The sequence below is a fragment of the Tsukamurella soli genome (assembly GCF_039541155.1).
In the GTDB taxonomy this organism is placed as follows: domain Bacteria; phylum Actinomycetota; class Actinomycetes; order Mycobacteriales; family Mycobacteriaceae; genus Tsukamurella; species Tsukamurella soli.
Genome location: NZ_BAABFR010000137.1, coordinates 1 through 10106, shown reverse-complemented (window position 1 = coordinate 10106; position 10106 = coordinate 1). Strand labels below are relative to the sequence as shown.

The 10106-nt window shown below is 72.3% G+C and carries 9 protein-coding genes and 1 pseudogene; 5 read left to right on the top strand and 5 right to left on the bottom strand.

Annotated elements, in window-relative coordinates; translation table 11 throughout:
* The 4 genes from ABD908_RS24820 to ABD908_RS24805 all read left to right on the top strand — a co-directional run.
* Window positions 1-579 (top strand): acyl-CoA carboxylase biotin carboxyl carrier protein subunit (locus ABD908_RS24820; protein ID WP_345001120.1); only part of this gene is annotated, 579 nt, incomplete at its 5' end.
* Entirely contained in the window at window positions 576-1745 is a 1170-nt protein-coding gene (locus ABD908_RS24815) for an acyl-CoA dehydrogenase family protein (protein ID WP_345001118.1), read from the top strand. The genes ABD908_RS24820 and ABD908_RS24815, both read left to right, overlap by 4 nt.
* 10 nt (window positions 1746-1755) lie before the next feature.
* Window positions 1756-2532 (top strand): enoyl-CoA hydratase family protein, encoded by a 777-nt coding sequence (locus tag ABD908_RS24810; protein ID WP_345001116.1) that lies wholly within the window; start codon window positions 1756-1758, stop codon window positions 2530-2532.
* Between the two features lie 49 nt (window positions 2533-2581).
* Window positions 2582-3196: a TetR/AcrR family transcriptional regulator gene (locus ABD908_RS24805; RefSeq protein ID WP_345001113.1), complete on the top strand. Its 615-nt coding sequence runs from the start codon at window positions 2582-2584 to the stop codon at window positions 3194-3196.
* Window position 3197: 1 nt separating this feature from the next.
* Here ABD908_RS24805 and ABD908_RS24800 read toward each other — a convergent pair whose 3' ends face one another.
* From ABD908_RS24800 to ABD908_RS24790, 3 genes are all read right to left on the bottom strand, one after another.
* Window positions 3198-4214, bottom strand: a complete 1017-nt coding sequence (locus tag ABD908_RS24800) for an amidohydrolase family protein (protein ID WP_345001111.1) — start codon at window positions 4212-4214, stop codon at window positions 3198-3200.
* 104 nt (window positions 4215-4318) lie between these two features.
* Window positions 4319-6793 (bottom strand): ATP-dependent DNA helicase RecG, encoded by a 2475-nt coding sequence (locus tag ABD908_RS24795; protein WP_345001109.1) that lies wholly within the window; start codon window positions 6791-6793, stop codon window positions 4319-4321.
* Entirely contained in the window at window positions 6790-8490 is a 1701-nt protein-coding gene (locus tag ABD908_RS24790; RefSeq protein ID WP_345001107.1) for a DAK2 domain-containing protein, read from the bottom strand. The genes ABD908_RS24795 and ABD908_RS24790 overlap by 4 nt, the downstream gene beginning before the upstream one ends.
* Window positions 8491-8699: 209 nt before the next feature.
* On the opposite strand from ABD908_RS24790, the gene rpmB reads away from it, so the two are divergent.
* A complete protein-coding gene (gene rpmB, locus ABD908_RS24785; RefSeq protein WP_345001105.1) occupies window positions 8700-8891 on the top strand; it encodes a 50S ribosomal protein L28 in 192 nt (63 codons plus the stop codon).
* A 68-nt stretch (window positions 8892-8959) separates the two neighbouring features.
* Here rpmB and ABD908_RS24780 read toward each other — a convergent pair whose 3' ends face one another.
* On the bottom strand, window positions 8960-9898 hold the full coding sequence (locus ABD908_RS24780) for an XdhC family protein (RefSeq protein ID WP_345001102.1): 939 nt from the start codon (window positions 9896-9898) through the stop codon (window positions 8960-8962).
* Window positions 9895-10106, bottom strand: a pseudogene (locus ABD908_RS24775) (nucleotidyltransferase family protein); the annotation flags it as partial. The pseudogene ABD908_RS24775 and the gene ABD908_RS24780, both read right to left, overlap by 4 nt.

Here is a 10106-nt window from a genome sequence, read left to right as displayed (position 1 = left end):
CTTGTCGCGGCGCGTGCCGCCGCCGAGGTGCTCGACCGCCGGGCCGCCGCGGCGCGCCCGGTCCCACATGTCCCGCCGGGCTGGCGCAACGTCGGGCGGCCCACGTACACCCGGGAGTTCCACGCAGGTGCCGACGTCGCCGTGACCCCCGACGGTGACGTCACCGTCGCCGGCGTCGCCGAGCGCGCGGGCGGCGCCCACACCGTCGCGGTGGAGCGGGGCGGGATCCGGCACACCGTCGCCGTCACGCTGTACGACGGTGACGCCACCGTCGCCGAGGTCGATACGGCCCGTGGCGGTCTCGCGCTCACCTTGGTGAACCGGCTGCCGTCCGGCGCCCCCGCCGCCGCATCCGGATCGATGCTCGCGCCCATGCCGGGCGTGATCACGCGGATCGGCGCGGTCCCCGGTGACACGGTCACCGCCGGCCAGCCGGTGCTGTGGATGGAGGCCATGAAGATGGAACACGCCATCAACGCCCCGGCCGACGGCACCATCGCCGCGGTCTCGGTCGCGGTGGGACAGAACATCGACGCCGGCGCAGTGGTCGCCGTACTGGAGAACGAGGAGCAGGCATGAGCATCAGCATGGACGTCATCGAGTCCGACGAGCGGATAGCGCTGCGGCAGACCGTCGCCGACCTCGGGAAGCGGTTCGGCCCCGAGTACATCCGCGAGAAGGTGCGCGCCGGTGAGGGCCCGACGGAGCTCTGGCGCGCGGCCGGTGACCTCGGTCTGATCGGCGTGAACATCGCCGAGGAGTTCGGCGGCGGCGGCGCCGGGATGTACGAGCTCGGCATCGTCGGCGAGGAACTGGCCGCGGCCGGCGCCCCGCTGCTGATGCTGGTGGTGTCCCCCGCGATCAACGGCACCATCATCAGCCGCTTCGGCACGGACGAGCAGAAGCAGCGCTGGCTGCCGGGCATCGCCAGCGGCGAGACCATCGCCGTGTTCGCCATCACCGAGCCCGACGCCGGCTCCAACAGCCACCGCATCACCACCACCGCCCGGCGGGACGGATCCGACTGGATCATCAGCGGACAGAAGACGTTCATCTCCGGCGTCGAGCTCGCCGACGTGATCCTGGTGGTGTCCCGCACCGAGGACGCGAAGACCGGGAAGCTGCGCCCCGCGCTGTTCCTCATGCCCACCGACTCGCCCGGCCTGCAGCGCACCAAGATCGAGATGGAGGTGGGGCTGCCGGAGTCGCAGTGGCAGCTGTTCTTCGACGACGTGCGGCTGCCCGCCGAGGCCCTGGTGGGCGAGCCGGATGCGGCCATCGCGCAGCTGTTCGCCGGCCTCAATCCCGAGCGCATCATGGCCGCGGCCGGCGGCGTCGGCTCCGCGCGGTACGCACTCGGCCGCGCCGTCGACTATGCCAAGAGCCGCACGGTGTTCCGCACCCCGATCGGCGCGCACCAGGCGATCGCGCATCCGCTCGCGGAGCTCAAGGTGGAGACCGAGCTGGCCAAGCTGATGCTGCAGAAGGCCGCCACGCTGTACGACGCCGGCCAGGAGTTCGCCGCCGCCGAGGCCGCCAACATGGCGAAGTACGCGGGCGGCGAGGCCGGGGCGAAGACCGTCGACCGAGCCATTCACACGCTCGGCGGCAACGGCCTGACCACCGAGTACGGGCTCGCCCAGATGCTGGTGGCCTCGCGCCTGTTCCGGATCGCGCCGGTGAGCCGGGAGATGGTCCTCAACTTCATCGCCGAGCACTCGCTCGGCCTCCCGAAGAGCTACTGAGGTACACCCGATGACCGACTCCACCGACCCCTACGTCCGGTACGAGAACCGGGATGGCGCCGCCTACGTCATCCTCGACAGCCCGCACAACCGCAACGCCATCTCGTCGCGGCTGGTCGCCGAACTCGCGGAGAACCTGGGGCGCGCCGCCGGCGACGCGGACGCGCGGGCCGTGGTACTCACGCACACCGGCGGAACATTCTGCGCGGGGGCCGATCTCAAGGAGGCTGCCGCCGCCGGTAACGCGGACCCCGACTTCCGCTCACGGCAGATGGTCGACGCGATGCGGTCCATCATCACCTGCCCCAAGCCGGTGATCGCCCGCATCGACGGCCACGTTCGGGCCGGCGGGTTCGGGCTGATGGGCTCGTGCGACACCGTCTTCGCCTCGGGTAGGGCGAGTTTCGCGCTCACCGAGGCGCGGCTCGGGCTGGCTCCGGCGATCGTGTCGCTCGTGGTGCTGCCGCACATCGGCACCCGGGTGGCAGCGGACATGCTGCTCACAGGGCGCACGTACGGCCCGGCGGAGGCGGCGCGGGTCGGCCTGATCTCCGGGGCCCCCGAGGATCTCGACGGTGCGGTCGCCGCCCACCTGCAGGCGCTCCGGCTGTGCTCCCCGCAGGGCCTGCGGGAGACGAAGCAGTTGCTGTGGCACGATGTGCTGCAGCGATTCGACACCCGCGCGGGTGATCTGGCGGCGCAGTCGGCCCGGTTGTTCGGGTCGGACGAGGCGCGCGAGGGGCTGACCGCGTTCATCTCCAAGCGGCAGCCCGCCTGGGCGCAGTGACCGGCACGCGATAGATACGGCAGCAGCGATGATCGGAAGGGGGCCCAGGATGCCCGAACGATCGCGCGTCCGTGCGCCGCAACAGGATCGCAGCCGCATCACCCGCCAGCTGCTGCTGGAGACCACGATCGACTCGCTCGCAGCGCAGGGGTGGGTCGCCACCACCGTCGGCAGCGTCGCACGCCAGGCGGGCGTCAGCCGCGGCGCGGCCCAGCACCACTTCCCCACCCGTGAGGACCTGATCACCGGCGCGCTCGAGTACATGGGCGAGAAGCGCCTCATCCAGGCCCGGGAGGCCGCCGGAGCGGTGCCGGACGGTACCGATCGTCCGTACGCGGTGGCGCGCCTGATCGTCGACTTCTACACCGACGAACTGTTCAAGGCGGCGCTGCACGTGTGGACGGCGGCCGCCAGCGACGAGGAGCTGCGGGCCCGAGTGCTCCCGTTCGAGAACCGCTTCTCCCGTGAGGTGTTCGGCATCGCGATGGGTCTGCTCGGCGCCGACCGCGAGGACTCCGACGCCCGCCGCGCCGTGCAGGCGACCCTGGACCTGGCGCGCGGGCTCGGCCTGGCCGACCTGCTGTCCGACGACTCGGCACGGCGCGAACAGGTCGTTGAGTTCTGGGGCCGCCAGCTCGCGGCGCTCGCCCCGGCGGCCCCCTGAGTCACTCGCCCCGCGGCAGTCCCGGGAGCAGCCGCTCGGCGTTGAGGTGGGCGATCTTGGCCTTGTCGAGTTCCGACAGCGGGGCGGATTCGATGAAGTCCCAGCCCGCGGTCCGTCCCGCGCTGTACGGGTAGTCGACGGAGTACAGGATGCGGTCGGCGCCGAACGTACTCAGTGCCAACAGCAGCGGCGGGACGGTCTCGAGCCCGGCCGGGGTGATGTACACGTGCTCTTGGAGGTACGTACCCACGGGCTTCGCCAGATGCGATGACACTCCGCTCATCACCTGGTCGATGCGCCCCAGGTAGTACGGGATCAGCTCGCCCCAGTGACCGAGGATGATCTGCAACTCGGGGTGCCGATCGAACGCGCCGGTCAGGACGAGACGCAAGGCGTGCACGGCCGCGTCCACATGCCAGCCCCAACCTGCTGTCGCGAAGAGTTGCTCGACGAGCGGGCTCCGCTCGCCGACGCCGAGGTCCGAGTAATACGCCGCTCGCACAGGCGCCGGAGGCTCGCCCGGATGCAGGTACAGCGGCACCCCGAGCTCGGCCGCCGCTGCCAGGATCGGATCGAACTCGGGGCGGTCGAGGTAACGGCCGCCGGTGTGGCCGTGCACCATGGCGCCACAGAACCCGAGTTCGCCGACGCACCGGGCCAGCTCATCGGCGGCTTCGTCGGGTGCGGGCGTCGGCAGGGTCGCAAAGGCCGCGAACCGGTCGGGGTGACGAGCGACGGCGCCGGCGACGGTGTCGTTGATGTGTCGCGTCAACTCGGTCGCCTGATCCGGGGCGAGCCGCTGGGCACCGGGCCCGCTGTGCGAGAGCACCTGCACGTCGATACCGTACGTGTCCATGAACGCGATCCGGCGATCCTCGAGGTCCGCCAGGTCGGCGGCGAGCTCGTCCCGTCGCACGGACAGCAGATCGAAGCCCGAACGCAGGTCGGGAGGGAGGTCCCGGTTGGCGGCGGCGACCTCGGGCAGGACGAGATGCTCTTCCAGTGCGATCACCCGCATCCGTCGAGGCTAGCCTGGCGGCGCCCCGGAGGGGAGACCCCGGGTCGGTGGCCTCCCGCGTCACGCCGAGGATCGCCCCCTTCGCGCGGAGCAGACCGTACCGGTCACGCTTTGTCGAGATACCCCAACCTGTCGCCGCCGAGGATCACCGCGTTGATCTCCCGTAGCTCGGGGTGCCCCGACAGGTCCGAGTCCTCGGCGGTCACCATGACGGCGTATCCGCGTGCCGCCTCCAACACGTCACCGTCGCGCGCCAGGTCGAGGCAGCTCAGGCGGCGCGCCATCCCGGACTGGTCGACGCCGAGGATGTCCCCGAACCCGCGGTACTCCAGGTCGAGCTGAGCGAGCTCGAAACCGTCGAGGGTGGCGGCGACCGCCTGCAGCCGCTCGATCGTGCGCGCCGACTCGGTGGCCGTCTCGAGCAGACATAGGCCGGGCAGCCCACCTCGGCCGACGCGGCCGCGCAGCTGGTGCAACTGACTGATCCCGAACCGATCGGCGTCCATCACCAACATCGTGGTGGCGTTGGCCACGTCGACACCGACCTCGATCACCGTGGTCGACACCAGGATGTCGATCTCTCCGGCCGCGAAATCCGCCATCGTCGCGGCCTTCTCGTCCGCAGGCAGCCGGCCGTGCAGCAGCCCCACGCGGCGGCGCCCCAGCGGCCCGGAGGTGATCTCCTCGTACATCTGCAGTGCCGACGCCGTATCGGGCTTGGTGGCACGCTCGTCCTCCGAGCCGCTCTTCCCCGACCCGCTCTTCCCCGACCCGCTCGTCCCCGACCCGCTCGTCGCGGCCCCGCGAACCGGCGCGTCCACGACGTCGAACGAATAGTCGGCGTCGGTGAATTCCCCGTCGCCGCCGGGCTTCTCGTCGTCGAGCCCGATGCGAGGGCACACCACGTACACCTGGCGGCCGCGGCCCACCTCCTCATCGACGCGGCTCCACATCCGCGCGACCCACGCCTGATTGTCCGCCGGCACCACCGACGTCTGGATCGCCTGCCGCCCGCGGGGCAGCTCGGACAGCACGGACGTCTCCATGTCTCCGAACTGCGTGAGCGCGATCGTGCGCGGGATCGGGGTCGCCGTCATCACCAGCAGGTGGGGCGTGGCACCGTCCCGCCCGCGGCGGCGCAACCGGTCGCGTTGCTCCACGCCGAACCGATGCTGCTCGTCCACCACGACGAGCCCGAGATCGAAGTAGTCGACGGTGTCCTCGAGCAGCGCGTGGGTGCCGATCACGATCCCGGCCTCCCCGGTCACGATCTGCAACAGCGCCTCCCGCCGCGCCTTGGTGCCCATCGAGCCGGTCAGCAGGGTGACCGTCGTCGCCCGCTCGGCGGCGCCCAGCTGCCCGGCCATCGCCAAGGGTCCCAGCATCTTCCGGATCGAGAGCAGGTGCTGCGTCGCGAGCACCTCGGTGGGCGCGAGCAGCACCGCCTGCCGCCCGACATCGACGGCACGCAGCATCGCGAGCAGCGCGACCAGGGTCTTGCCCGAGCCGACCTCGCCCTGCAGCAGCCGCGTCATCGGGCGCTTGCGCTCCAGGTCGCCGGTGATCTCGGCGAGCACGGCCTCCTGACCGCCGGTGAGAGTGAACGGGAGCCGGTCTCGCAGCTCCTGCTCGAGCATGCCGTCGCCGCCCGTCAGCGGAGGCGCGGCCGCAGTGGCCTCGCTCTGCGCGCGCTGCGCGAGGACCGTCTGGATCGCGATCGCCTCGTCGAAGGCGATCCGCCGCCGCGCAGCTGCAGCGTCCGCGCGGTGCTCCGGCTGGTGCACGACGCGCACCGCCCGGTCAAGCTCCATCAGCCCGTGTGCGGCGAGAAACGCCACGTCGAGCGACTCCGGTACAGGCGCAAGACGATCCAGCGCATCGGCGACGAGCGACATGGTGGTCCAGGTGGGCATGTGCTTGGTCGCGTGATAGATCGGGATCAGCGGGTGCATCAGCAGCTCGAGCCGCGTGTGCAGCAACCTGCCGGCCCCACTACTGCTCTTGCGCCCCTTGCCCTTCCCCGGTGTCTTCGCGGCGCCGCCGGTAGCCGACGCTCCGTCCAGTGCCGCGAGCGTCTCTCGCATCGCCTCGGCGGGGCTGAGCGTCTCGTCGGGGACCAGCAGCCAGTCGGGGTGGGTCAGCTGCAGGTTGCCCCGGAACTCACCGAGGCGCCCCGACAGCAGCACACGCCGCCCGGGGATCATCACCCGGTCCATGGCCGCGAAGAAGGTGACGTCGTACTGACGGACCTTGTTGCTCACCGTCATCTTGAAGATCCGCGCGGGCCCACGGCGCTTGACGTTGCTCTTCCGGAAGTCGGTCGGCACCACCCGGACGATCGTGCCCAGCACCACCACGTCGTCGCCGATCCGCGGCATGGTTGCGCGCGTACCCTCGTCGGCCCGAAGTCCGCCCTCGTACCGGAACGGGAAGTGCCGCACCAGATCCCCGACGGTGACCACCCCCAGCTCAGCGGTCGCCTGCTCGGCGCGCTCGGAGCCGAACGCGTCGACCAGGGTGGTGTCCAGGGTGATCGGCGGACCGACGTGGCCGCCCTGCCCGGCGCCCAGCGCTGTCATTCCACTCCGATCTCCATCACGGAGCCCGTCTGCCCCCCGCGATAGGCGACCACCTCCACCTCGAAGCGGTCGCGGCGCAGCGCGGCCCGCACCCGGTCCGCGAAGTCACCGTCGGCGGACTCGCCGAGCAGCACCGTCACCATGTCGCCGCCGGTCGCCAGCAGCAGGTCGGCCAGCGCCTCGCCCGCCGAGTACTGGTCCTGCTCGAGCACCACCACCTCGCCGCCGACCATGCCGAGGTAGTCGCCGGGGCCGCACGGGCCGAGGATCGTGAGCGCATCCTCGTCGACGGCGATCACCGAGCCACAGCGCGCGTAGGCGGCGGCCTCCGCCATCGAGAACGTGTCGTCGGCGACCGGGCCCGCCGGGTCGTGCACGGCCAGCGACGCGAGCGCCTGCACCATCGACGACGTGGGCAGCAGCGTCACGAGCACGCCCGACTCCCGCGAGCGCGCGGCCACGGCGAGCAGCTCCGGCGTGGGCAGCGCGCCGTTGGGCATCAGCAGCACCTCGCGCCCGGAGTACGGGTGCAGCGCCGCCAGCAACTCCGCGTGAGTGATGCCGCCGTCGCAGCGCACGACCTGTGCACCTGCCCCCGCGAAGAGCTCCGCGGCGCCGTCGCCGGACACCAGCGCCACCAGTTCGCGGGGCGCGTCCAGCAGCGCCTTGAGTGGCACCTGCCCGGCCGCGTCCTGCAGCACGTTGACGGCGATGCTGCGGAGCGCGCCGTGGCTGAGGCCGGCCTGGATCGCCCGACCCGGCTCGGTGGTGTGCGTGTGCACGGACCACGTCGCGGTGGGTTCCGGGGCCGCGTCGGCGACCACCACCACGGACTCGCCGAACGATTGCAGGTCGTCGCGCAGGCGGTCGGCCGCGGCCGCGCCGGCGTCGGGCAGCAGGTACATCACCTCGTACTCGGCGTGGGGGCCGCGCGGGGGCGTTCCGCGATCCGGATGCGCGGCGCCCGCCGACGGTGCCGGGCCGTGCCGGTCCAGCCTCGCCCGGTCGAACCTGGGGCGCTCCGGTGCAGCGCCGGAGGTGATGTCGACCAGCGCGTCGAGCAGCACCAGCAGGCCGCGCCCGCCGGCGTCCACCACCCCGAAGCGGGCGTTGTCCACGAGCTGGTCCCTCGTGCGCAACAGCGCCTCGAACGCCGCTTCCGCGGCCGCACGAGCGGCCGCGGGCAGCCCGACCGGCACCGTCGACCGCCCGGCGGCGCATGCCGCGGCGCGCAGCACCGACAGGATGGTGCCCTCGACCGGGTCCGCGACGGACTGGGTGACCAGCCGCACGGCCGCGTCCAGGCCGGCCGAGAACCCCGCCGCGTCCAGCCCGCCGTCGTCGCTCAGGTGGTCGGCCAGGCCGCGCATCACCTGCGACACGATGACGCCGGAGTTGCCGCGCGCGCCCGAGACCGCGCCCGACACCGTCGCACCCGCGACGTCGACCGGCGCGTCACCCGCCTCGCGCTGGGCCCGCATGGCCGCGGTAGCCGCCGCACGCACCGTGACCAGCATGTTGGTGCCCGTGTCCGCGTCCGCGACGGGGAACACGTTGAGGCCGTTGATCTCGTCCACCGCGCGTTCCAGGGCGCGCGTACCAGCGATCAGCCACGCGATCACGCCTGCAGCGTCGAGCCGGGCCTGATCGGCGGCCGGCCCTGCGGCCGCCGACGTATCGCCTGCCTCGGCAGTCATGGCACCTCCGGGATGTCGCGTGGAAACCGACCTTCAGACTAATGGGGCGCCCCGACAGGTTCGGTCGCGGCGACGAACGAACAGATGTCCCCGCTCCCCGGCCCACGGGTTTGGCAACCGAACCGGGCGCCCGCTATGCTGGCACGGTTGCCTCGCGCCCTGCGCGGGTGCCTACGCACGCTGTAAACCTATTATGAGGAGTTCACGACATGGCTGCCGTCTGCGACGTCTGTGCCAAGGGCCCCGGCTTCGGTAAGTCGGTGTCGCACTCTCATCGGCGTACCAACCGCCGGTGGAACCCGAACATCCAGACCGTCCGCGCACAGGTCGCGCCGGGTCAGACCAAGCGGCTCAACGTGTGCACCTCGTGCATCAAGGCCGGCAAGGTGGTGCGCGGCTGACACCGCACACCTCGATCAGGCCCGCGACGATCCGTCGCGGGCCTTTTCTGTGCTCACTCCGGCTCGGGTCACAGGCCCACCGTCCCACCCCGTCGCACCGGCTCCGCATGCACATGCGTGCAGGGCGACATCTCCATCTGGGAGGAACGTGGCCGTGTGGGATCCACCACGGCCCGTCGCACCGCGATGAGCTCCGCCGCGATGGACACGGCGATCTCCGCGGGTCCGACGGATCCGATCGGCACGCCGACCGGTGACCGCAGTCGCGCGACGGTCTCCTCGGGCACGCCCTCGGTGAGCAGCGCGGCACGCAGCCGGTCCGCGGTCCGGCGCGACCCGAGGGCGCCGACGAAGCCCGCGCCGCCGGCCAGGGCGTGGCGCAGCACCGCGACATCGAACCGGTCGTCGTGCGTGAGCACCACGACCGCGTCCGCGGGACCCAGTGCCGCCGAGCGAAGTTCGCGATCCGGCCAGGCCCGTACGACCGCATCGGCACCGGGTACCCGCGCCGGGTCGGCGAACACCGGCCGCGGGTCGATCACCACCGTGGAGTAGCCGAGCGGCCCCGCGATCCGGGCGAGCCGGGCCGCCACCGTGGTCGCTCCCACCAGGTACAACCGAGGCGGCGCCGCCGGGTGACCCGCGCGCGCCGCGATCGCGTCGAGCGTGGCGAGCACGCCCGAGTGGGTGGGGAACCGCTCCACCGCGATCTCGACCACGCCGCCGCAGGTCAGGACCGACGCGAGCGGCGAGCCGTCGGGGCCGTACCTGCGCAGCACGTCCCCGCCGTCGGCCAGCACGTCCAGGGCCGCGAGGTAGACGTCGGCGTCGATGCACCCGTTGGACACGCTCCCGACGGCCACGCCCGCACCGGCGACCAGCATCTGCTCCCCCACCGGCACGGGCGCCGAACCGATCACCGCCGTGACCGTCGCCACCGCCACCGGCGCGCCGCCCGCGCCGGCGACGGCCTCTGCGAAGCCCTCGGGCAGGGCGGCGTGCGTCACGCGGGCACCCCCGGACGGTCGATGTCGATACCCGTCGCGAGGTCGCCGCACTCCACCTCGATCCCGTCGGTGACGTGCGGCCACACGCCGCGATCGCCGGTCAGCACCCGGAGCAGGCGCGCCCGGTGCCGCGCGGCGAGATACACGGGGTGCCCGGGGCGTCCGCCGTACACGGCTCGGGCCGCGCCGGACGGTGCCGCGCGGCCCG

Coding starts and splice junctions, on each gene's coding strand:
- ABD908_RS24810 (WP_345001116.1), top strand. CDS start 1,756: ATGACCGACTCCACCGACCCCTACGTCCGGTACGAGAACCGGGATGGC.
- ABD908_RS24815 (WP_345001118.1), top strand. CDS start 576: ATGAGCATCAGCATGGACGTCATCGAGTCCGACGAGCGGATAGCGCTG.
- ABD908_RS24805 (WP_345001113.1), top strand. CDS start 2,582: ATGCCCGAACGATCGCGCGTCCGTGCGCCGCAACAGGATCGCAGCCGC.
- ABD908_RS24790 (WP_345001107.1), bottom strand. CDS start 8,490: ATGACTGCCGAGGCAGGCGATACGTCGGCGGCCGCAGGGCCGGCCGCC.
- ABD908_RS24800 (WP_345001111.1), bottom strand. CDS start 4,214: ATGCGGGTGATCGCACTGGAAGAGCATCTCGTCCTGCCCGAGGTCGCC.
- ABD908_RS24795 (WP_345001109.1), bottom strand. CDS start 6,793: ATGACAGCGCTGGGCGCCGGGCAGGGCGGCCACGTCGGTCCGCCGATC.
- rpmB (WP_345001105.1), top strand. CDS start 8,700: ATGGCTGCCGTCTGCGACGTCTGTGCCAAGGGCCCCGGCTTCGGTAAG.